Source organism: Mycobacterium sp. E3305 (genome assembly GCF_001666785.1).
Classification (GTDB): Bacteria; Actinomycetota; Actinomycetes; order Mycobacteriales; family Mycobacteriaceae; genus Mycobacterium.
This window is the reverse complement of record NZ_LZJA01000014.1, coordinates 1-20,762: the sequence shown is the minus strand read 5'-3', so window position 1 is coordinate 20,762 and position 20,762 is coordinate 1. Positions and strand designations below refer to the sequence as shown.

24 protein-coding genes are annotated in these 20,762 nt (G+C 68.7%); 16 read left to right on the top strand and 8 right to left on the bottom strand.

The window, feature by feature from the left end; all coding sequences use genetic code 11:
* On the bottom strand, positions 1 to 1,437 hold a 1,437-nt coding region (locus A5701_RS01905), incomplete at its 3' end, for an AAA family ATPase (RefSeq protein ID WP_156669869.1).
* 241 nt (positions 1,438 to 1,678) lie between these two features.
* Between A5701_RS01905 and A5701_RS01900 the strand changes: the two genes are divergently transcribed.
* The 11 genes from A5701_RS01900 to A5701_RS01850 all read left to right on the top strand — a co-directional run bounded on the left by A5701_RS01900 (position 1,679) and on the right by A5701_RS01850 (position 11,758).
* Complete coding sequence (locus tag A5701_RS01900; protein WP_067747934.1) at positions 1,679 to 2,344, top strand: TetR/AcrR family transcriptional regulator; 666 nt, start codon at positions 1,679 to 1,681, stop codon at positions 2,342 to 2,344.
* A 243-nt stretch (positions 2,345 to 2,587) separates the two neighbouring features.
* Positions 2,588 to 3,880: an MCE family protein gene (locus A5701_RS01895; protein ID WP_067747932.1), complete on the top strand. Its 1,293-nt coding sequence runs from the start codon at positions 2,588 to 2,590 to the stop codon at positions 3,878 to 3,880.
* Positions 3,881 to 3,936: 56 nt separating this feature from the next.
* A complete protein-coding gene (locus A5701_RS01890) occupies positions 3,937 to 5,115 on the top strand; it encodes a cation:proton antiporter (RefSeq protein WP_067747930.1) in 1,179 nt (392 codons plus the stop codon).
* An 88-nt stretch (positions 5,116 to 5,203) separates the two neighbouring features.
* Positions 5,204 to 5,470, top strand: coding sequence for a hypothetical protein (locus A5701_RS01885; protein WP_067747928.1), 267 nt, complete (start codon positions 5,204 to 5,206; stop codon positions 5,468 to 5,470).
* 109 nt (positions 5,471 to 5,579) lie between these two features.
* Positions 5,580 to 6,578: a nitroreductase family protein gene (locus A5701_RS01880; protein ID WP_067747926.1), complete on the top strand. Its 999-nt coding sequence runs from the start codon at positions 5,580 to 5,582 to the stop codon at positions 6,576 to 6,578.
* A 32-nt stretch (positions 6,579 to 6,610) separates the two neighbouring features.
* Positions 6,611 to 7,171, top strand: coding sequence for a hypothetical protein (locus tag A5701_RS01875; RefSeq protein WP_067747924.1), 561 nt, complete (start codon positions 6,611 to 6,613; stop codon positions 7,169 to 7,171).
* Between the two features lie 59 nt (positions 7,172 to 7,230).
* On the top strand, positions 7,231 to 8,355 hold the full coding sequence (locus A5701_RS01870) for a 4Fe-4S dicluster domain-containing protein (RefSeq protein WP_067747922.1): 1,125 nt from the start codon (positions 7,231 to 7,233) through the stop codon (positions 8,353 to 8,355).
* Entirely contained in the window at positions 8,348 to 9,202 is an 855-nt protein-coding gene (locus tag A5701_RS01865) for an FAD/NAD(P)-binding protein (RefSeq protein ID WP_067747920.1), read from the top strand. The genes A5701_RS01870 and A5701_RS01865 overlap by 8 nt, the downstream gene beginning before the upstream one ends.
* A complete protein-coding gene (locus A5701_RS01860; RefSeq protein WP_067747918.1) occupies positions 9,202 to 9,960 on the top strand; it encodes an oxidoreductase in 759 nt (252 codons plus the stop codon). The genes A5701_RS01865 and A5701_RS01860 overlap by 1 nt, the downstream gene beginning before the upstream one ends.
* A complete protein-coding gene (locus A5701_RS01855) occupies positions 9,957 to 11,249 on the top strand; it encodes a Ni/Fe hydrogenase subunit alpha (RefSeq protein ID WP_067747916.1) in 1,293 nt (430 codons plus the stop codon). Before A5701_RS01860 ends, A5701_RS01855 begins: the two co-directional genes overlap by 4 nt.
* Positions 11,246 to 11,758 carry a hydrogenase maturation protease gene (locus A5701_RS01850; RefSeq protein WP_067747915.1) on the top strand — a complete coding sequence of 171 codons (513 nt, stop codon included), beginning with the start codon at positions 11,246 to 11,248 and terminating at the stop codon, positions 11,756 to 11,758. The genes A5701_RS01855 and A5701_RS01850 overlap by 4 nt, the downstream gene beginning before the upstream one ends.
* Here the strand turns inward: A5701_RS01850 and A5701_RS01845 are convergent.
* Genes A5701_RS01845 through A5701_RS29120 form a run of 3 tightly spaced genes read right to left on the bottom strand, consistent with a single transcriptional unit; the run spans position 11,709 to position 13,626 of the window.
* Positions 11,709 to 12,113 carry a DUF302 domain-containing protein gene (locus tag A5701_RS01845; RefSeq protein ID WP_067747943.1) on the bottom strand — a complete coding sequence of 135 codons (405 nt, stop codon included), beginning with the start codon at positions 12,111 to 12,113 and terminating at the stop codon, positions 11,709 to 11,711. The two genes, A5701_RS01850 and A5701_RS01845, sit on opposite strands and share 50 nt — an antisense overlap.
* Before the next feature lie 11 nt (positions 12,114 to 12,124).
* Positions 12,125 to 13,489, bottom strand: coding sequence for a trypsin-like peptidase domain-containing protein (locus A5701_RS01840; RefSeq protein ID WP_156669868.1), 1,365 nt, complete (start codon positions 13,487 to 13,489; stop codon positions 12,125 to 12,127).
* Positions 13,490 to 13,497: 8 nt separating this feature from the next.
* Positions 13,498 to 13,626, bottom strand: a complete 129-nt coding sequence (locus A5701_RS29120; protein ID WP_255396782.1) for a hypothetical protein — start codon at positions 13,624 to 13,626, stop codon at positions 13,498 to 13,500.
* A 254-nt stretch (positions 13,627 to 13,880) separates the two neighbouring features.
* Here A5701_RS29120 and A5701_RS01835 point away from each other — a divergent pair, with 254 nt between their 5' ends.
* The 5 genes from A5701_RS01835 (at position 13,881) to A5701_RS01815 (ending at position 18,206) form a co-directional block, all read left to right on the top strand.
* The gene (locus tag A5701_RS01835; protein WP_067747941.1) at positions 13,881 to 14,366 is read left to right on the top strand and encodes a flavodoxin family protein; all 486 of its coding nucleotides are present in this window, start codon (positions 13,881 to 13,883) and stop codon (positions 14,364 to 14,366) included.
* A gap of 64 nt (positions 14,367 to 14,430) precedes the next feature.
* Complete coding sequence (locus A5701_RS01830) at positions 14,431 to 15,231, top strand: HPF/RaiA family ribosome-associated protein (protein ID WP_067747911.1); 801 nt, start codon at positions 14,431 to 14,433, stop codon at positions 15,229 to 15,231.
* A gap of 96 nt (positions 15,232 to 15,327) precedes the next feature.
* Entirely contained in the window at positions 15,328 to 15,969 is a 642-nt protein-coding gene (locus tag A5701_RS01825) for a hypothetical protein (RefSeq protein ID WP_067747908.1), read from the top strand.
* A gap of 30 nt (positions 15,970 to 15,999) precedes the next feature.
* Positions 16,000 to 16,791 (top strand): universal stress protein, encoded by a 792-nt coding sequence (locus tag A5701_RS01820; RefSeq protein WP_067747907.1) that lies wholly within the window; start codon positions 16,000 to 16,002, stop codon positions 16,789 to 16,791.
* 8 nt (positions 16,792 to 16,799) lie between these two features.
* On the top strand, positions 16,800 to 18,206 hold the full coding sequence (locus A5701_RS01815; RefSeq protein WP_231968976.1) for a bifunctional lysylphosphatidylglycerol flippase/synthetase MprF: 1,407 nt from the start codon (positions 16,800 to 16,802) through the stop codon (positions 18,204 to 18,206).
* A 7-nt stretch (positions 18,207 to 18,213) separates the two neighbouring features.
* Here the strand turns inward: A5701_RS01815 and A5701_RS01810 are convergent, their stop codons facing one another.
* The 4 genes from A5701_RS01810 to A5701_RS01795 form a co-directional block, all read right to left on the bottom strand.
* A complete protein-coding gene (locus tag A5701_RS01810; protein WP_067747905.1) occupies positions 18,214 to 18,627 on the bottom strand; it encodes a pyridoxamine 5'-phosphate oxidase family protein in 414 nt (137 codons plus the stop codon).
* A gap of 102 nt (positions 18,628 to 18,729) precedes the next feature.
* Positions 18,730 to 19,707, bottom strand: coding sequence for an NAD(P)H nitroreductase (locus A5701_RS01805; protein ID WP_156669867.1), 978 nt, complete (start codon positions 19,705 to 19,707; stop codon positions 18,730 to 18,732).
* 58 nt (positions 19,708 to 19,765) lie between these two features.
* A complete protein-coding gene (locus A5701_RS01800) occupies positions 19,766 to 20,017 on the bottom strand; it encodes an acyl carrier protein (RefSeq protein WP_067747903.1) in 252 nt (83 codons plus the stop codon).
* A 6-nt stretch (positions 20,018 to 20,023) separates the two neighbouring features.
* Positions 20,024 to 20,762 (bottom strand): 2-oxo acid dehydrogenase subunit E2 (locus A5701_RS01795; protein ID WP_197504909.1); only part of this gene is annotated, 739 nt, incomplete at its 5' end.

Genomic DNA, 20,762 nt, shown 5'->3' with positions numbered 1-20,762 from the left:
GGCGCGGTCGATGCGATCGCCGTAGACGTCCGTGCAGGCCTGCACCACGTCGGCCTCGCCGAGGACGCCTGCGCCGAAACCGTCGGTGGCCGAGGGCGCCGCGGCGCGAACGTGGTCGAGGGCGACCTGCACCTCCGGGGCCTGGTGCAGCAGGCAATGGGCCCACGCGATGGCGATCTGCAGGTTCGGCCGACTGGCCAGCAACGTCTTGGGCAGCTTGTTGACCAGCCCGAGCAGCGTCGCCATCCGGCTGTGTTCCACCAGGGGCATTGCGTGGCGTTCCACCAGATCCACCGCCCCCTCGGCATCGCCCGCGGCGATTGCGTGCGTCACCGCCTCGCCGAGCAGCCCGTGGTCGGCAAACCAGGTCGATGCGGTGCGGTGCAAGTCGGCCACCCGCTCTGGATAGTCACGTTCCAGCCGTCGGCGCAGGTGATCGGCGAACAGGTGGTGATACCGAAACCACTCGCGGTCGTCGTCGAGTGGCCGCAGGAACATGTTGCGGTGCTCGAGTTCTTCGAGGATCGTCTGCCCGCGCGGCTGACCGCTGAGGGCGGAAGTGAGCTCTCCGCAGAGGCGATCGCATATGGAGGTGGCCAGCAGGACGTCGAGCAAGTCGGGCGGCAAGGCGTTGAGGACGTTTTGGGCCAGATAGTCGCCGATGGAGCGGTGACGACCGGAGAAGGCGCTGACCAGCTCCGACGGATCTTCGCAGCCGCGCAACGACAGCGTGGCCAGCTGCAGGGCGGCGATCCAGCCGTCGGTGCTCGACCATAGGCGGCGCACGTCGTCGTCGTTGAGCGCCAAGGCATTCAGGCCGAAGAAGGCGGCGGACTCTTCGGGGTCGAAGCGCAGATGCGCGGTGTCGACTTCGGTGACCTGGTTGCGCACTTTCAGCTTCGCGATAGCCGGCGTCTGGGTTCGGCTCGTGATGACCAGGTGCAAATTGCCCGGCCCGGTGTCGAAGAGGAAGTCCAATGCCGCGGCGGTGTCGGCACTGTCGATGAGATGCCAGTCGTCCAACACGATCACCAGCGGCCGACGGCGTTCGGCGATCCGGTTGACGAGTTCGGCCAGCACGTAGCGCCGAGCCTGGCCCGTGTGCTGTTCGAGCAGATCGCTGAGATTGGCGGCCATCGACGGCTCGACCCGTCGTACCGCCTCGATGAGGTGCGCCAGGAAGGACACCACGTCGTTGTCGTCGCGGTCCAGGCTGAGCCACGCCACCGGGACGCCCTCGGCGAGGAGCACCCGCTGCCACTGCACGGCCAGGGTTGTCTTCCCGAAGCCGGCCGGGGCGTGGATCAACGCCAACCGCTTCGCGCGGCCGGACCGCAGCAATTCGATGAGCCGCGCGCGGGGAACCAGGCCGTCGTCATAGGTCGGGGCTTGCACCCTGGTCGCCACGACCTGCGTCGGTTGCGCTCCCGTCTGCATCCCAATCGCCTCGCCTCGAGCCTGGGCATTCCGTGGCGCTTAGTGTACTGAGGCGCTCCGCGCTGCCGTCTGCGAAGAATCCCGCCACCCGTTCGGGTAGCGAAACGAGAAGTACGGGTGGGCGCGACGCACAGCCCGGCTTTCAGCGGTTACCGTTTAATCGAGCTGCTTATCTGCGCAGGGGAGGCGATTTGTCGGCATTGCAGCCGCTTGCGGCGTTGCCCGGCCACACACACCAGCCGTGCTGAGCCCCTCAGCCGATGCGACTCGGCGGCAGATCATTCGGGCCGCCTCGCAGCAGTTTGCCCGGCGGCCGTACCACGAGGTTGGTCTCGACGACATTCTCGCCGAGGCCGGGCTGACCAAAGGCGCCCTGTATTTCCACTTCACCTCCAAGCACGCGCTGGCGATTTCGATGATCGACGAGCAAACGGCCGCGGTGCCTCTCGCCCTGCATGGCCTGCAGACCCGAGGGCTTTCAGGCTTGGAGACCCTCATCGACTTTTCGTTTCTGGTGGCCGTCCAGGACCTCAAGTCGGACCTGTTCAGGGCGGCGTTGAACCTGGTCGAAACGGTGGGGCAATCCGAAGGACGCCATCAGAATCTGTTCGGCCAATGGATCAAAGCGCTGGCGGCGATCGTTGAGCAGGCCATCGCCGAGGGTGACATCGATGACGACTGCGTCCCCGAGGACCTGGCTCGGATGATGCTGTCCGCGCACATGGGTCTGCGAAAAACGAGCAGTCTCGATGAACCCGAACGTTTCTTACACGACCTGCAGAAGTGCTGGACCCTCCTCCTGAACGGAATTCTGCAGCCCGATCGCAACGAGTACTTCGCCCAATTCCTCCGGCGGCGCACCGCGCTCGCCGTCCAGCAGACCCCGACGCCTGACAAGGCCGGTTAGGCGATCGGGTCAGCGCCGCGACGGCCGATTGGATTGCTGTAGCGCCTTTTCCGCGCTTGGCTGCCGCCGCCGGGTCCGACCGCCATTCTGCGAACGCCGGTTCGCATATCGCGGGACGCCACGGTACATTTTGTGGGCTTCGTTATTGCATGTGTGTGCAGGCCCCTGACAGGGGGAAGGATCGCCGCGGCACCGGGACGCTCGGCGCAGACGTAAGGGGCATTGGTGGCGACGTCTTCCCCGGTGCAGATCAATTCCCAGCGCCTACCGCCGTACCGGTGGATCGCGGTCGGCGTGCTGGTGATCCTGGCCATCGTTTTCACCCTGGTGTATGTCCAGTTCCGCGGCGGCTTCACCGCGAAGACGAAGCTGACGATGCTGGCGTCGCGGGCCGGGCTGGTGATGGATCCCGGCTCGAAGGTCACCTACAACGGGGTCGAGATCGGCCGCGTCGGCAACATCTCCGAGACCGTTCGGGACGGCAAGCCGGCCGCCAAGTTCACGCTTGAGGTGTATCCGCGCTATTTGTCGCTCATCCCGGCCAATGTGAACGCCGACATCAAGGCGACCACGGTGTTCGGCGGCAAATACGTGTCGTTGACCGCACCGGAAAAGCCGTCGCCGCAACGGATCAACCCGCGCACGGTGATCGACGCGCGGTCGGTGACCACCGAGATCAACACGCTGTTCCAGACGATCGTGTCGATCAACGAGAAGGTCGATCCGGTCAAACTCAACCTGACGCTGAGCGCGGCCGCCCAGGCGCTGACCGGCCTCGGCGACAAATTCGGCCAGTCGGTGGTCAACGCCAACGCGGTCCTCGACGACGTCAATCCGCAGATGCCGCAGGCGCGGCGCGACATCCAGCTGCTGGCCGGGCTGGGCGACACCTACGCCGACGCGGCACCCGATCTGTTCGATTTCCTGAACAACGCGGTGATCACCTCGCGGACCATCAATCAACAGCAGAAGGACTTGGATCAGGCGTTGCTGTCGGCGGCCGGGTTCGGCAACACCGGCGCCGACATCTTCAACAAGGGCGGCCCGTACCTCGCCCGCGGCGCGCAGGACCTGGTGCCGACCGCGCAGCTGCTGGACACCTACAGCCCGGCGATCTACTGCACGCTGCGCAACTACCACGACGTCGTGCCCCTCACCGGTGCGTCCGAGGGCGGATTCAACGGCTACTCGCTGAACATGAACACCGAGGCGCTGTCCGGGCTCGGGCTGCTGGCCAACCCCGTGTCGGCGGTGGCCACGATCGCCAGCCTGGTCGGCGGCCTCGCCGGTGTCGTCGGCGGCGCGCCGAACCCGTACACCTACCCCGAGAACCTGCCGCGGGTGAACGCGCGCGGCGGCCCGGGCGGCGCCCCGGGGTGCTGGCAGCCCATCACCCGTCACCTGTGGCCTGCACCGGAATTGGTGATGGACACCGGGAACAGCATCGCGCCGTACAACCATCTCGACACCGGCTCGCCGTACGCGATCGAGTACGTCTGGGGGCGCCAAGTGGGGGACAACACGATCAATCCCTAGGACTGCGGCGCGAAGAATGCAGAATAACTTCGTGCTGGCGGGCAGGGACTGTTGACGTGGCCGGGTTTGGCTTCCACACCCTGGCGCTGCTGACCGCCATCGGACTGGCCGGCCCGCTGCTGGCCGCGCTGCCGCGCCTGCGGATCCCGGTGATCATCGGTGAGCTGATCGCGGGCCTGGTCGTCGGGCGAACCGGCCTCGGCCTCGTCGACGTCACCAACCCGACGTTCCAGTTGCTCGCCAACATCGGCTTCGCACTGGTCATGTTCGTCGTCGGCACGCACGTCCCGGTGCGCGCCGGCGCGCTGCGCGCGTCGCTGCCCCGGGCGCTGGGGCGCGCGGGACTGGCCGGCGCCGTCGCGGCGGCGCTGGGTGTCGGCCTGGCGGCGGCCTTCGGAACCGGGCACGCGGCGATGTACGCGGTCCTGATGGCCTCGTCGTCGGCGGCCCTGGCGCTGCCGGTGATCGACTCGCTGAAACTGCAAGGGCCGCAGGTGATCGCCGTGACCGCCCAGATCGCGGTCGCGGACGCCGCGTGTATCGTGCTGCTGCCGTTGGTGATTGACCTGCGGCACGCGCCGACGGCCGCGCTGGGCGCGCTGGCGGTGGCGGGCTGCGCGGTGGTGTTGTACGTGGTGCTGCGGCGATCCGATGGCTGGCGCCGCCGCCTGCACGCCTACTCCGAGAAGCGCCGGTTCGCGTTGGAGTTGCGGACCAACCTCATCGTGCTGTTCGCCCTGGCGGCGCTCGCCGTGAGCGCGCGCGTGTCCGTCATGCTGGCGGGCTTCGCGGTGGGCCTGGTGGTCGGCATGGTCGGCGAACCGCGACGGTTGGCGCGTCAGCTCTTCGGCATCACCGAGGGTTTCTTCAGCCCGCTGTTCTTCGTCTGGCTGGGCGCTTCGCTGCAGGTGCGCGAGCTGGGTTCGCACCCGAAACTCATCCTGCTCGGCGCGGGGCTGGGCCTCGGCGCCGTGCTCGCGCACTGCGCAGGCAGGCTGCTCGGCCAACCGCTGACCCTGGCGGTGCTGTCGGCCGCACAGCTCGGGGTGCCGGTGGCCGCGGCGACCATCGGCACCGAGGAACACCTCCTGGTCGCGGGCGAAGCGTCGGCGCTGATGTTCGGCGCGCTGTTGACGATCGCCGCCACCTCGATCGCGGGCGCGTTCGCGGCGCGCGGCGCGGTGACCAACGGCCCTACCCCCGCGGGACCTCCGCATCCTCGAAAGCACGACTGAAGCACTTGCGGCCCGGTTGCGTTCGGCCCTGACGAAGCGCACCGGGGAAGTGGTCGGATGTATTCCAAGCTCGATCGAGGAGGGCGTGATGAGGTTCGCAAGACAACGGCACCAGCTGCGGGCCGTACCGACGGCGACGATCTACCGCGTCACCGATCGTCTCCACGGCGACCGCACCGTCCGGGTCCCGGGCCACGAGATCGCACCCATCGTGGCGGCGTGGCTGGCGGAGCTGGGCGCCCACAGCCCCCTGGTCGACGAGCTGGCGAGGGCAGCCTGCGTCGGCGACTGGTCGGCGGCCTATGCCATCGGCGATCGGCTGTCGATCGATGTGGCCATCGCACCGGCCGCCTAGCTGCGCGATTGGCCCAAAGTCCCTCCGCTTAGAGCCGTCGTGCCCTCGTGGGACGAGCGGCGATCCGCAATCGTAAATGGGAAGACGCAATACCGAAGGGGAACGACCCATGAACACCCGCTTTCCGGATGCCGGCACGGTCCGGACGGTCCTGAGTTTGGCCTCTCGGGCGCCCTCGGTGCACAACTCCCAGCCCTGGCGGTGGCGGGTTGACGCGGCGAGCCTGCATCTGTACTCCGATGACAGCCGGCAGCTGCCCAACATCGACCCGGACGGCCGGGACCTGATGCTGAGTTGCGGTGCGGCGCTGCATCACTGCGTCGTCGCGCTGGCGGCCGTCGGCTGGCTCTCCAAGGTGACCCGGTTCCCGAATCCCGCCGACCCCAGCCACCTTGCCGCGATTGAACTTTCGCCGCACCGGGCCGACTCCGTGGACATCGCGATGGCCGCTGCCATCCCGCGGCGCCGGACCGACCGGCGCAACTACAGCTCGTGGCCGGTGCCGGTGGGCGACGTCGCGCTGATGGCGGCCCGGGCGGCGCGCAGCGGGGTGACGCTGTGCCAGGTCGAAGACCTCGACAACCTGCGCAACATCGTCGCCCAATCCGTCCAGGAGCACCTGAACCAGGACTATCTGGCCGAGCTGACGGCGTGGAGTGGCCGCTACGCGTCGGTCGCCGGCGTTCCCGCCCGCAACACGCCCGCGCCGGATTCGACCGCCAAGATTCCCGGTCGCTTCTTCGCCGGCCCCGTGCTGCCGATGGCGCCCGACTCCTCACCGGCCGACGACAACGCCGTGGTCCTGGCGCTGGGCACCCGCAACGACGACCGCCTGGCGCAGCTGCGCGCCGGTGAGGCGACCAGCGTCGTGCTGCTCACCGCGACGTCACTGGGCCTGGTCAGTTGCCCGGTCACCGAACCGTTGGAGTCGCCCGGAACACGCGCGGCGGTTCAATCCGACATCTTCGGCGACAGCAACTACCCCCAGATGCTGCTACGGGTGGGGTGGGCGCCGATCAACGCGGACCCGTTGCCCGCCACGCCGCGGCGCGAACTGGGAGACTTCGTCGAGTGGATGGCCGATCACGAACACCGGGTCGCCCTCTGAACCGGCGAAATCGTTGCGGCGCAGAGGACACAATGGACACGTTCACCTTCAACCCACGCCGCTGGCGGGTGGCACGCGTTTTCGGCCGCAACCCCTTGCTCCGCCGCTCGGATCGCATCGAAGCGTTGGTCGTCCTGGTCGCGCTGGCCGTGTCCCTGATCGCCGTTCCCGTCGCCGGCGTGGCGGGCGCGGTGACCTACGGCGCGCGGGACCGGGTGTACATCCAGGAGGCGCACGACCGGCACCGCGTGCGGGCAACGGTCACCGACGCCCTGGTCGAGGATCTGGGCGTGACTGTCGTGCAAGCGAAGTGGGCCGGGCCAAAGGGGGACCGCGTCGGACCGCTGGCGGTCAGCGAGCAGGCCAAGGTCGACGGAACCGTCGAAATCTGGGTGGATGCGGACGGCAATCCGGTGATGCCTCCCACCCCCACCTGGCTGGCCGTGGCCGAGGCGGTCGGCGTCGCGGGGGTGACGGCGCTGGCGGTGGCCGTTGCGATGGCGGTGCTTGTCGCCGTCGTCCGCGCCCGGCTGGATCGTGCCCGTGACGCAATGTGGGAACGCGACATCGAGTTCCTCGCCGAGGCCTCGTAACCGGTGCGTCCGTTGTCCAACCCCTATACAGCACAGCCGAACTGGAAGATGATGAGCCGATGATCGGATACGGCGAGGATTCCGGTGCCGCGTCATTCGGCACCGCCGGGTTGCACCGCCTCGTCGAGGTCCTGATCGAGCGCGGATACCGCGTGATCGGTCCGACGTTGCGGGACAACGCGATCGTCCTCGATCAATTGGAGTCCGCCGCGGACCTACCGCGGGGGTGGGGCGTGGAGGTGGCACCCGGGCACTACCGGGTGCGCCGCCGCGACGATGACGCCGCGTTCGGGCACTCGTCCGGGCCGCAGTCGTGGAAGCAGTTTCTGCACCCGGCACGGCGCCGGTTGTGGGCCGGCTCCCGGGACGGTTTCAGCGACGGCGAAGCGGAAGAGGAGATTCCGCGCTACGCGTTCCTGGGCGTGCGCGGGTGTGACCTGGCGGCGATCGCGACGCTCGATCGGGTGCTCGGCCGCGGCCAGCTTCCCGACAGCTCCTTCGTGCGCCGGCATCGGCAGATCTTCGTGATCGCGGTCAACTGCACCGAGCCCGGGGGGCTGTGCTTTTGCGCCTCGATGGGTACCGGGCCCGCGGCCGGTCCGGGCTACGACCTGGCGCTCACCGAGCGGCTCGACGGTGACGACGTGACCTACGTGGTCGAGGTGGGCACCCCGGATGGCGCCGACGTCCTCGCGGCCGTCCCGCATCGGACCGCCGAAGACGCGGAGATCGGTTCCGCGCGTGACGCGGTGGAGGCCGCGTCCCATCGCATGGGCCGCCAGATGCCCGAGGTGAATCTTCGCGATTTGCTGGTCCGTTCGCGCGAATCGCCGCAATGGGACGAGGTCGCCAGCCGCTGCCTGACGTGTGGCAACTGCACGATGGTGTGTCCCACCTGCTTCTGTACCAGCACCGAAGACGTCAGCGATCTGACCGGTGAGCACGCGGAGCGCTGGCTGCACTGGGCCTCGTGCTTCGAGCCCGATTTCACCTACATCCACGGGGGCGGCAGCGTCCGCCAGTCCGGCGCCTCGCGGTACCGGCATTGGCTGACCCACAAACTCGGCACCTGGCACGACCAGTTCGACATGTCCGGGTGCGTCGGCTGCGGGCGGTGCATCGCCTGGTGTCCCACCGGCATCGACATCACCGAGGAGATGAACAAGATGGCCCGCGATGACTGACGCGGCGGCGGTCGCCGCGCCCCCGTCGGTGATGGCGCCCAACCCGTATCGGGTGCGCAGCCGCGTCGTGGAAAGCCCGGACTCGGCCACCCTGTGCCTGGAACCGCTCGGCGAGGTGTTGCGCGCACCGCAGCCCGGAGAGTTCATGATGCTCTACGCGTTCGGCGTCGGCGAGGCCGCGATTTCGATCAGCGGTGATCCCACCGTCACCGACGGCTCGATCACGCACACGATCCGCGCGGTCGGCGCGGTCAGTCGCGCCCTGCACGACGCGCAGCCGGGAACCGTGATCGGTGTCCGGGGCCCGTTCGGCACCACCTGGGGGCTCGAGGAGGCCGTCGGCCGCGATCTGGTCATGGTCGCCGGCGGCGTCGGCCTGTGCCCCTTGCGTCCGGCGATACTCGGGGCGCTGGCCGAGCGGTCGCGCTACGGCAAGGTGACGCTCGTCGTGGGCGCCCGGTCGCAGGCCGACTTCGTCTTCGCCGCTCAGCTCGAAAAATGGGCGCAGGATCCGAAAATCGAACTGCATTTGATCGTCGACGCCAAGACACCGGGCTGGGACGGTGAGGTCGGCCTGGTCACCGAGCCTCTCGGCCGACTCGTCCTGGACCCCGGTCGGACGACCGCCTTCCTGTGCGGACCCGAGCCGATGCTGCGGTTCGGCGCCGAGGCCCTGCTCGCGAAAGGCGTTGCGGCCGAGAATATTCGAGTATCCCTGGAGCGAAACATGCAGTGCGGTGCGGGATTGTGCGGTCACTGTCAGCTGGGGCCGCTGCTGCTGTGCCGCGACGGCCCGGTAGTCGGCTACGACGTCGCCGGGCCGCTGCTACGGGTGAAGGAGCTGTGATGAGCCGACCCACCCTGGCCGTGTGGAAGTTCGCCTCCTGCGACGGATGTCAGCTGACCCTGCTGGACTGCGAGGACGAACTGCTCACCCTCGCCGACCAGGTGCAGATCGCCAACTTCGCCGAGGCCTCCAGCGCGACGGTCGACGGCCCCTACGACGTGTCTTTGGTCGAGGGCTCGATCACCACCCGGCACGACTTGCAGCGCATCCAGGAGATCCGGGAGCAATCGAAGGTGCTGGTCACCATCGGGGCGTGCGCGACGGCCGGGGGAGTGCAGGCGCTGCGCAACTTCGCCGACATCACCGAGTTCACCTCCGTCGTCTATGCCAGGCCGGAATACATCGACACGCTGGCGACGTCCACGCCGGCCTCCGCCCATGTCAAGGTCGATTACCAGTTGCCGGGCTGCCCGATCGACCGGGGCCAACTGCTCGACACCCTGGCGGCCCTGCTGATCGGCCGCAAGCCACGGCTGCCGGCCAAGACGGTGTGCACCGAGTGCAAGCTCCGCGGGGTGACGTGTGTGGTTGTCGCCGAGGGGATTCCGTGCCTGGGGCCGGTCACCCACGCCGGCTGTGGGGCGTTGTGCCCGAGTCATCATCGCGGTTGCTACGGCTGCTTCGGGCCGTCCGCGGCGCCGCGGACCGCGACGATGATCCCGCTGTTGCGCCGCGACGGCATGTCCGAGGGCGGCGTAGACCGGGTGTTCTCGACGTTCAACGTCGCCACCTTCGCGGCCGAACGGAGCAAGCCGTGAACCCGTCCGAACGCACGCTCAGCGTCGGCGCGTTGACCCGCGTGGAAGGCGAAGGCGCGCTGCACGTCACGCTGCGAGACGGTGAGCTGCACAGCGTGCAGCTCAACATCTATGAGCCGCCGCGTTTCTTCGAGGCGTTCCTGCGCGGACGCGCCCACACCGAGCCGCCCGACCTGACGGCCCGGGTCTGCGGCATCTGCCCGGTCGCCTATCAGGTCAGCTCCTGCAACGCGATCGAACAGGCCTGCGGCGTGCGGGTGGACGAGCAGCTCGTCGCGTTGCGGCGACTGCTGTACTGCGGCGAGTGGATCAACAGTCACGCGCTGCACATCTACCTGCTGCACGCGCCGGACTTCCTCGGCTACCCCGACATCGTCGGGATGGCCCGCGACCACCGGGAGATCGTCGAGCGGGGGCTCGCGCTGAAGAAGGTGGGCAACCGGCTGATGGAATTCGTCGGGGGCCGGGCGATACACCCGGTGAACGTGCGTCTGGGTGGATTCTACTCCGTGCCAACGCGTTTGGAGTTCCAGCCGATCGAGGAGGAGTTGCGCCGCGCGCTGGACGACGCGGTGGCGACGGTCGAGTGGGTGGCGGGATTCGAGTTCCCCGACCTCGAGCTGGACCACGAGTTCCTGGCGCTCACCGCGCCGGGCGCCTACCCGATCGAGAACGGCGTCATCGCGCGCAGCGCCGGTCCGGCCTTCGACGTGGCCGACTTCACCGACCACATCGTCGAATCGCAGCTGCCGCACTCCACCGCCCTGCACGCGACCCTCGACGGCGGTCGCTACCTGACCGGCCCGCTGGCCCGGTACTCGCTGAACGCGGCGGCGTTGTCGCCGATCGCCGCGCAAGCCGCCGCTCGGGCCGGCTTGTCGGGCGAATGCCGAAACCCGTTCCGCAGCATCGTCGTCCGCGCCGTCGAAGTGGTCTACGCGATCGAGGAGTCGCTGCGCATCATCGCCGAATACCGGCGCCCGGCGCGGCCGTTCGTCGATGTCCCGGCGCGGGCCGGCGTCGGCCACGGGGTCAGCGAGGCGCCGCGCGGCCTGCTGTACCACCGCTACCGGATCGAGGAGGACGGGCTGGTGTCGGCGGCGACGATGATCCCGCCGACGTCGCAGAACCAGGGGGCCATCGAGGCCGACCTGGCCCGCCTGGTCTCGGGCAACCTCGCGCTCGACGATGCCGCATTGACCGAGCTGTGCGAGCAGCTGATCCGCAGCTACGACCCCTGTATCTCGTGCTCGGCGCACTTCTTGAGGCTGACGGTGGAGCGGGGATGACCGCGGATGAGTCAGCGGCCGCCGGCCGGGTCGCCGTCATCGGGCTCGGCAACGGCTACCGGCGCGACGACGGTGTCGGCGTCGCCGCCGCCGACGCGTTGCGCGATCTCGCGTGGCCCAATGTCGTTGTGCGAACTGGTATCGCCGAGCCGATGGGGCTCATCGAGGCGTGGACGGGGGCGGGACTGGCGGTCGTCATCGACGCGGCGATCGCCGAACCGGCGGACCCGGGTCGCATCCACCGCATTGACGTGGACGGCGTGCCCGCCCAGCCCGGGGGTCTGAGCTCGCACCACATCGACATCGGCCGCACCCATGCCCTGGCTCGAGCGCTCGAACGGGTACCCGGCGCGATCGTGGTCTTCGCCGTCGAGGCGGCGGACACCGGCCCGGGGGCCGGGCTGAGCCCTCGCGTCGCCCGCGCGGTGCCGATGCTGGTCGGTATGGTGGCCGCCGAAATCAATCGCTTTCGGTCAGCGACGCGATCGCAGCACGCAGGTTCTCGGTGACCTCGGCGGCGATGGTGACCAGCGCCGGCTCGCCGGTCACCTCGACCAGGAGGCCGGGATCCATCGCCTCGACGATCACGCTGCCCGCGTCACCCGGGTCGGCGCGCACCAGCATGTTGCACGGCAGCAGCAGCCCGATCTCCCGATCGACGTTGATCGCCCGGTACGCCAACTCCGGATTGCAGGCGCCCAGGATGAGGTAATCCTCCAGCTCCACGCCGAGCTGCGCCTGCAGCCTTGCTCTGACGTCGATTTCGGTCAGAACGCTGAAACCTTGCCGCGCAAGGGCTTCCCGGGTGCGGGCCACCGCTTCGTCGAACCCGGACGCCAATCTGATGGATAGTCCCGCGTCCACCGCGCCCTCGGTCAAGATATCAGCCCGGTTCCTCGCGTCGCCGCGGGAAGATCGATGTGCTTGCCGCAGTTGGGGCAGAACCGTTCGGTCGGATGATGCTCGGCGCCGCAGTGCGCGCAGAAGTGTGGTTCGTCGTCCTCCTCATGCCGGGGCATCAGGCGCAGCGGCTGCACGTCGGGCGTCGGGGGGCGGCGCCTGCTGCGGCCGAGGATGGCCACTCCGGCGGCGAGACCGATCACCGACGCGACGCTGATCACGATGTACCACAACAGATTCGCGCCGCTCAGCGACGAGGAGTCGCCGTATTGCTGGCGCAGGTTGACCGCGGTTGTCTTGAGGTCCTCCAGGCCCGGGTAGCCGGGTGACATGGCCAGCGTCTGGTCGAAAGCGGCGATCGCGTCGGTGTAGTGGCCGGCGTAGAAGGCGGTCAGCCCCTTGCGATAGAACTGGTCGGCCGGTCCGAGCGTCGGCTTGACGCCCTTACCGGCCATGATGGCAGCGACACCGTCGGCCGGGCCGATGAAGTTGAACGGCTGCGTTTCGCCGGCGGGCGCGAAGCTGTTCACGCCGATCACCTTGCCGTTCAACCCGATTGTCGGGCCACCGCTCATGCCTTCGGTCATCGCGGCGTCGATCTCGTACGTCGGATTCGTTCCCGAGACGGACTTCTTGCTGACCTTGCCGCTCTTGTAGGTGGGGTCCAGCGAAGCGCCGGTGACGTTCTGCGTGCTCTCGGGGAAGCCGACCGCGAGGACGGGCGTGCCGATGGTCACCTCGGCGTCGGTGGCGAGCTCGGACGACGGAAGGTTGTGCTTGGCCACCTTCAGCAGAGCGGCGTCGCCCTTTCCCAGGGGCCGGAACTCGACGACGTTGGCGACGACCTTGTCCGCGAGTTTGGTTCCCGTACCGGACATCAGCGCGATACCGACATGGGGCCCCTGGCCGACGGCGTCGCCTTCCACCCGCGCGTTCTTCTGCAACCACTCCAAAGTGGCCGCGGGGTCGCTCGACTCGGGCGCATTCGGAAACTCGCTTCGATACTCTTCGACGGCCCGCTTGAGTATCAGTTCCGTCGCGCTCGCGGGGTCCACGCAGTGACCTGCCGTCGCCACCCACCCGTCGGGGTTGACGACGAAGGCCGTGCAGTTCCAGGTCGCCAGGAACGGCATGCTGGATCCCCGCCCGAATTGCGACAGGATCTCACCGCTGGGCAACCGGACCAAGCCGTAGCCCTCACCGGCGAGATACATGATGGACGGCCGGATCAGGGCCGCCGCCCGCTCCTCCGGCTTTGCCTGCGGCCGCCCGCTGTCGGCGGCGGCGACGCCAGGCGCACCGGCGAGCAGCAGCAGCGCCGCCGCCAGCACCGCCGTCATTCGTCGGCTCACGGCCGGGCCATCGACGACGGGTGCCTGCGCATCGACTCGAGCAGCTCGGCTTCGTAGCGCCGCGCCGAAACCCACGCCGGGTGCGACTCGAGAATGATTACCTCCGCCCCGACAACGCTTGCCACGGTATTGCGCTTCGTTCTCGGAACTGTCACGGTCACAACACTTATTTGACCGGTTCGCCGGACTTGCCGATAGGGACCGAAGTCCCGACCGCGAGGGACCTCCGTTCTTCCGCCCTGAGCCCGCCCTGCACCAGGGCTGATTCGACGAAAAGTGACCAAGGCCCTCAAGCCGCTGTGCCTTTGCACCCTTACCGGGTCGACGGTCGCTAGGCAGCATGGAATCGTCCAGCCACGTTTGCACGAAGGAGCGGGCCATGAGGTCGCTGATAGTGTGCGCTTCCAGATCCCACGGCAACACCCGGCTGGTGGCCGACCGGATGGCCGAGGTTCTGGGCGCCGAGGTCGTCACCCCCGAGTCGGTCGGACCCGAGATCGTTCGCGACTACGACCTCGTCGGTTTCGGCTCCGGCATCTACTACATGATGGCCGACGCGAGGTTGCGGAGATTGATCAGCCGGCTCCCGGCCACCGACCACCGCACCGCGGCCTTCACGTTCGTCACCAGCGGAGCGCGCGAGATTCCGCTGTTGGGCTACCACAGGCCGATTCGCGACAAGCTCGAGCAAAAGGGCTTCACGGTGGTCGGATCGTTCTCCTGCCGGGGGTTCGACACGGTGGGACCCTTCGGGTTCATCGGCGGCATCAACCGGGGGCGGCCCAACGAACACGACCTCGACCGGGCCGCGGCGTTCGCCACCCGGATGCGCAAACGGGCCGGGGGCTCCCAGGCGGCGTCATGACGACAGCCGATCGGTGACTTTTGGCCCTGTCCCGCAACAGTTTCCGTGCCGTAGCACTTAACCTATGAGTCACAAATCCCCAGCGCCACAGGAGATGGACGTCCAGGTCACCGCCCGTGACGAACTCCCCGCGGCGGCCGAATATGCGCGCCGCAAGATCGGTGAGCTGACGCGGTACACGAGCCGGCCGGTCCTGCACGCCCGGGTGCGGCTGACCCGGCACCGCGATCCGGCCGTGCAGCGGCCGGTCGTCGCCCAGGCCAACCTCGATGTCGACGGCCGGCCGGTCCGCGCCCAGGTGCAGGCCGACACGGCGTGGGAAGCCGTCGATCTTCTCGCGGCGCGGCTGCGTCGCCGCCTGCAACGCGCCGCCGACCACTGGGAGGCGCGCCGCGATGAGTTCCCGGCGGGAGCCGACGAATGGCGGTACGAGTCCGAGACGGCCCACCGGCCGAATTACCTTCCCCGCCAGGCGAACCACCGACGCGTCATCCGACGCAAGTCGTTCACGTTGGCGCCCTGCACCCTCGACGAGGCCGCCCGCGAACTCGAGCTGCTCGACTACGACTTTCACCTGTTCACGGAGAAGGGCACCGGCACCGCAGGCGTGCTGTATCGCGGCGGGCCCACGGGGTACCGCCTGGCGCTGGCGGCGCCGGGGATGGCCGACCGGGTGAGTCCACACGCGCTGCCCGTCACCATCAGCTCACAACCGCTGCCCTGCCTCACCGAAGAGGGAGCCGAAGACCGGCTGGCCATGCTCGGCCTGCCGTTCCTGTTCTTCATCCACGCCGTCTACGGCTGCGCCAGCGTGCTATACCACCGCTACGACGGGCATTACGGACTGATCACCCCGGCCGGCTAGGGCGGCGCTTCCCGCGGGTGCGCAGGGCATATTGGCGGCCGCACCAAGGACCTAGGACCCTCGCAGGCATCGGGGCGCTCCGCGCACACTGGCGCCATGGCCAACACGAGAAAGCGCTTCGCCCAGACCGCTGCGCTGCTCACCGTGCTGTACTGCGCGCGCAGGTACTACCGCAATTGGGGCGCAACCAAGGCCGAGTCGCAGCTGCGGGTCCCGGGGGACATGTTGGTGGCCGATCCGGCCGTGCAGACGACCGAGGCGGTCGACATCGACGCGACCGCGCCCGTGGTGTGGTCCTGGCTGATGCAGATGGGCCGGGACAGGGCGGCGGGCGGCATCCAGGGGCCGGAAACCGTTGCGGGACGGGCCGATAACGGGAGCCTGCGGGTGGGGGACGTGATCCGCCTGGCTCCCGAGGGCTGGCGGGGGTTGCCGGACGGGGTGACGTTGCGGGTCACGGAGATCGCGCCCGAGAAGTATGTCGTGCTCAATGCCATGCGATCCGAACCGCGCTGGACCGCGGTCCTGTCGTTTCACCTGCAACCGCACTGGGAGGACCGGGTCCGGCTTCTCGCGCGCGCCCGAATCGGCTTGCGCTACCCCGGCGAGGTGTTCGTCCTGGAACTGGCCCGGCCGATGATCTCCCTCGGGACGCGTGGCCTGTTGCTCGCCGTCAAGCGCCGCGCGGAGCGGCTGGCCCCGGCCGTGCCGATCCGCTCGTCCATCCAAACGCGCTGACACACTTTGGACAGCGGAAGGGGTGCGACGATGAAACCGATACTGGTGGGAATCGACGGTTCGTCGGCGGCGATCGCGGCCGCGCTGTGGGGCGTCGACGAGGCCATCACCCGCGGCGTTGCACTGCGTCTGGTCTCCGTCATCAAACCGACGCACGAGGCACCGGAAGACTACGAGCGCGACGTAGCGCACGCCGAGAAGTCGCTCGGGCAAGCGCGGTTGGCGGTTGAGGCCACGAACAAGGCCGTGCCGCTGGAAACCGAGGTGGCGCGGGGCCCCGCGGGTTCGGTGCTGCTGGAGGCGTCGTCGGATGCCGCGCTGATCTGCGTCGGCTGCGTCGGCATCGGGCGCTACGCCCGCTCGATCGTGGGTTCGACGGCGACCGAGCTCGCCGAGAAGGCGCAATGCCCGGTGGCGGTCCTGCGGACCGGCTCCGACCGGCCGCCACCGGACATCAATTGGATCGTGGTCCGCATGACGGACACACCCGACACCGACGCCGTCGTGAGTTTCGCTGCGGCGGAGGCGAAACTGCGACGCGCTCCCATGCTCGTCCTCGGTGGCCGCCCCGAGGAACTCACCGAGCACGGCGACGGCGCGTTCGAACGCCGGGTGGCGGACTGGGGGCGGCAATACCCCGAGGTGCGCGTCTACCCGATCACCACGAGGCAGGGCATCGCGGGCTACCTGAGCGCCAACGACGAGCGAGTACAACTCGCCGTGATCGGCGCGGACGAGGCGCGGCAGCTGGCGCAGTTGGTCGGACCCCAAGGGCACCCGCTCTTCCGCCACCCCGAATGCTCCGTGCTCGTGGTGCGCTAGAGCGCGCGGTGAAAATCAGTCCCGAGAGCCGCGGCGCCAACACGGCGCGGGGCGGGGAGCGGATCTTGGTGGGCGCCGACGCGCCCGCGGCGCGCCGCGTCAGCGTGCTGATGCTGCTGTGCGTCCTGCTCTGGTTCGTGGTGCTGGTCGCCCGCGAATATCTGGGCTATGAACGCGTCGCCCCGGGCCGGTTCGGCTGGTCGATGGCGCTGCTGGGGGCGGCCGCCTTGATCGCGCGCGGCGTCTTTCTCGGCCGTCCGGTGACCACCGCACATGCGGTGTACGCCGCCGCCGCGGTGGCGGCCGGGCTCGGGGCGCATGTCGCGTCCTGGACGGTGCTGGGCAATGTCCTGATCGCCGGCAGCGGGCTCGCGCTGACGCTGCCCACCACGGTGCGGGCGCAGCCGGAGCTGCTGGGCCGGGTGTGGGGTCTGGTCGACGCCACGCGCGGAGATCCGTTGGCGCCGTTCGCGATGCATTCGAGCAAGAGCTATCACTTCAACACCGAGGGCACTGCGGCGATCGCCTACCGAACGCGGCTGGGTTTCGCCGTGGTGAGCGGCGATCCGATCGGTGATGTGACCCGATTCGATGAGCTGGCAGTTGATTTCGTCCGCATGTGCCGCGGCCGGGGCTGGCAGATCATCGTGTTGGCCGCGGGTGAACGCCACCTCGGGCTGTGGCGCAGGGACACGGTCGGCCAGCCGATGCTGTCGGTGCCGATCGGCCGCGATGTCGTCGTCGACATCCGCCACTTCACCCTGAGGGGGCGCCGCTTTCGCAACCTGCGCCAGGCTGTTCAGCGCACCCGCAACTGCGGCGTCACGACCGAGATCGTCGACGAACAGCATCTCAGTGGCACGATGCTGGCCGAGCTGACCGAGGTGTTGTACGCCGCGCACCGGGCCGCGCGCACCGACCGCGGCTTCTGCATGAACCTCGACGGCGCGCTGCAGGGCCGCTTCCCGGGCGTCTCGCTGGCCATCGCGCGGGACAGGGACGGGCGTGCGGTCGCGTTTCACCGATACCTCACCGCCGGCGGGGGTTCCGAGGTCAGCCTGGACGTGCCGTTCCGTCGCCCGGACGCGCCCAACGGCGTCGACGAGCGGCTCAGCGTCGACATGATCGCTCACGCGGAACAGTCTGGGGGAGAGCGTCTTTCCCTCGCCTTTGCGGCGTTTCCGGAAATCTTCGAAGCCACGCGGCCGGGCCTGCTGCAGCGGGCCGCGCTGCGGCTGATCCACCTGTTGGACCCGCTGATCCGGCTGGAGTCGTTGTACCGGTACCTGCGCAAGTTCCACGCGCTGTCGAACCGGCGCTACGTGGTGCTGTGCGCCCATCACATTCCGGCGGCGCTGATGGTGCTGCTGTCGCTGGAGTTCGTGCCGCGGCCGCGGCGGATGCGGTCCGGTTAGCCGCGCATCACTCCGCGGCACCGAAACGGAACCGGCGGCCCGTGACGATCTCGGGGACGATCCGCACGAAATGTGACTTCTCCGAGGCCGTCCAGGGCAGTACCTGGGCGCGTTCGGCCTCCTCGATGTCCTCGTTGCTGCGCAGAGAGCGCGCGGTGCCCTTGATGATCACGCTCCACCCCTCGGCGACGTTGTGGTCGTCGACCTCGAACAGCACCCGGTTGTTGATCGCGGTGCTGACCAGTTTGGTCCCCTCGGCGGTGCGGAACAGCACCGTGTGGCGCTGGACGGCGTAGTTGACCGGGAAGATCTCGGGCTGACCGCCGACGCTGGTGACCAGGCGGCCCAGCGTCACGCCCGCGATCAGATCCCAGCATTCGTTCACCGGCAGGATGGACACCCCATCGTCGATCAGTGACATCAGTCGTCCCCTTCATCGAAAAGCGCTACACACCCGATGGTATTGCGCGAGCCCGGCGCGGGCGTCGGCCGAAAGTCCCGCGGGCCGGGGACCAATGATCGTTTACCGGATCTGCAGCACATCGTTCAACCGGCGCCGCGGGGTTGCCGGCGGGAGCTGTTCCATCGGCGGCGCGATCCCCACGCGGATCAGCGCCTGTGGCTCGCCGTACCGACCCACCAGGTCGCGCACGATGTCCCGGCTTTCCTCGAGCTCGATCAGATGGGTGAGCGGGCAGGTCGCCATCCCGGCGACCGTGCATTCCAGCAGCACCGTCGACAGCACCTCGCCGCACCGCAACACGTCGGACCTGGTGTCCCCGGGCGTGCACAGCACCAGGATTTTCGCCCAATCGACCTTGACGTCGCCGCGGCGGTCCGCGTGGCTCCTGACCGGAAAGCTGCGGGCCACGTCCACCCGCCAGCTCTCCTTGTCGGAGGCCAGCGCGCTGGGCGGCATCCCCTCGGCCAACACGAACGACGAAGTCCACCAGTCGAGTTCGGCGTGATAGTACGAGTCGTCGCGGCGCAGCTCCTCGGTGAGCTGCGACGCCTGCACCAGCAGGGGGCGCACCTCATCGGCCAACACGTCGAGGCTGACCACCTTGTCGTCGAAGGTCTCCCGCAGGGCCGGTTCGAACAGCTCCCAATAGGTGGGTCTGCCCAGCGGAAGCCGGTCGGTGCGACGCTGCAGGATCGCCTCCGCGCGGCGGTGCTGGGCCTCGGTGACGTGCTCGAGCGGGCTGAACGTGACCGTGGCCAGCTGGTCGGGGTCGTCCGGGTCGGGAAGCCGCTGGACTTTCGGTTCCCAGCCCGCGGCGGTCATGGCGACGCAGAGGTGGTTCAGCACGGCGCCACAACTCAGGATCACTTCCCGGCCCGAATAGTCGGTAGCGGGTATCGCCCTGCGACGGTCGACGAACAGGCGCAGGGCACCGCCCTCGGACACCCAGCGCCAGGGCTGGCTGTTGTGCACCGAGGGGGCGCGGCAGGCGAGCAGCACCGCCTTTTCGAGCACCTCGATCTCGGGCGTCTTGCCCATGATGCGACCCCCTGTCCCTTGCCCGCGAAAGATGATGTCCCCGTTCGCGATTGGCGGCTCACACCGTGGACGCGTTCTTCTCCACGTAGGTCACCACGTCGGACAGGGTGCGCAGCGTCGCATAATCCGACTCGGGGATGTCGACGTGCAGTCGCTTGTGAATCCCGCGCAGAAAGCTCAGCCAGTCCATGGAATCCAGGTCCACCTGGTCGCGCAGCAGCACGTCGTCGGCGATGTCTTCGGGGTCGACCTCCGGGGCGATGCTCGTGAGTACCGACAGCACCACGGTACGAGTGTCTTCATTGGTCATAGCGCCTCACTTCTCTAGGAGGTCGGGCTGCTGGAGCAGCTCGTTGATGGCGGCGAGGAAGAGCGCGCCCCGGTGCCCGTCGCTGGCACGGTGGTCGGCGGCGAGCGTGGCCTGCACGGTGGTGACGACCCGGATTCCACCGTCGATGACGCAGACCCGCTCGGCGGGCTGGCCGAATCCGACGATCGCGACCTGCGGCGGGTAGATGACTCCGAAGACCGCATCGACGCCCTGATCGCCGAGGTTGGTGACGGTGATGGTCGGGTCCGACATCTCCGAACTGCGCAGCGAGAACGACCGCGCCCGCCCGACCAGGTCGGTGAGGTCGTCCATCAGCTCGTCCAGCTTCTTTTCCGGAACGTCGTGAATCGCGGGCGCGACCAGGCCGCCGCCGCGCAGCGATATCCCGACCCCGACGTGAACGCCGTTGGCGGGCTCGAACCCGTCTTCCCGCCAGAATCCGTTGAACTCAGTGAACCGCTGCGCGGCGACGCCGACGGCCTTGAGCAGCAGGACGGCCGGCAGCACTCGTTCGTCGATCGATCGCTGCGCGTTACGCGTCGTCAACCACGACAACGACTTCTCCAGCATGATTTCTTCGGCCAGGTAGTAGTGCGGGATCTCCCGCTTGGACCGGCTCATCGCCGCGGCGATCGACTTGCGCATCTGTGTCGCACGGTCGGCCGCCGTCGGCTTGGTTCCCGGCTGGGCGACGGGCTTGGGCGCGGCCGGCTTGGCCGCCGCG

Excerpts from the sequence above, each read along its gene's own strand:
- A5701_RS01885 (WP_067747928.1), top strand. The coding sequence starts at position 5,204 with ATGAGGTTCGCAAGACAACGGCACCAGCTGCGGGCCGTACCGACGGCG.
- A5701_RS01880 (WP_067747926.1), top strand. The coding sequence starts at position 5,580 with ATGAACACCCGCTTTCCGGATGCCGGCACGGTCCGGACGGTCCTGAGT.
- A5701_RS01875 (WP_067747924.1), top strand. The coding sequence starts at position 6,611 with ATGGACACGTTCACCTTCAACCCACGCCGCTGGCGGGTGGCACGCGTT.
- A5701_RS01870 (WP_067747922.1), top strand. The coding sequence starts at position 7,231 with ATGATCGGATACGGCGAGGATTCCGGTGCCGCGTCATTCGGCACCGCC.
- A5701_RS01865 (WP_067747920.1), top strand. The coding sequence starts at position 8,348 with ATGACTGACGCGGCGGCGGTCGCCGCGCCCCCGTCGGTGATGGCGCCC.
- A5701_RS01860 (WP_067747918.1), top strand. The coding sequence starts at position 9,202 with ATGAGCCGACCCACCCTGGCCGTGTGGAAGTTCGCCTCCTGCGACGGA.
- A5701_RS01850 (WP_067747915.1), top strand. The coding sequence starts at position 11,246 with ATGACCGCGGATGAGTCAGCGGCCGCCGGCCGGGTCGCCGTCATCGGG.
- A5701_RS01840 (WP_156669868.1), bottom strand. The coding sequence starts at position 13,489 with ATGACGGCGGTGCTGGCGGCGGCGCTGCTGCTGCTCGCCGGTGCGCCT.
- A5701_RS01835 (WP_067747941.1), top strand. The coding sequence starts at position 13,881 with ATGAGGTCGCTGATAGTGTGCGCTTCCAGATCCCACGGCAACACCCGG.
- A5701_RS01830 (WP_067747911.1), top strand. The coding sequence starts at position 14,431 with ATGAGTCACAAATCCCCAGCGCCACAGGAGATGGACGTCCAGGTCACC.
- A5701_RS01825 (WP_067747908.1), top strand. The coding sequence starts at position 15,328 with ATGGCCAACACGAGAAAGCGCTTCGCCCAGACCGCTGCGCTGCTCACC.
- A5701_RS01820 (WP_067747907.1), top strand. The coding sequence starts at position 16,000 with ATGAAACCGATACTGGTGGGAATCGACGGTTCGTCGGCGGCGATCGCG.
- A5701_RS01810 (WP_067747905.1), bottom strand. The coding sequence starts at position 18,627 with ATGTCACTGATCGACGATGGGGTGTCCATCCTGCCGGTGAACGAATGC.
- A5701_RS01805 (WP_156669867.1), bottom strand. The coding sequence starts at position 19,707 with ATGGGCAAGACGCCCGAGATCGAGGTGCTCGAAAAGGCGGTGCTGCTC.
- A5701_RS01800 (WP_067747903.1), bottom strand. The coding sequence starts at position 20,017 with ATGACCAATGAAGACACTCGTACCGTGGTGCTGTCGGTACTCACGAGC.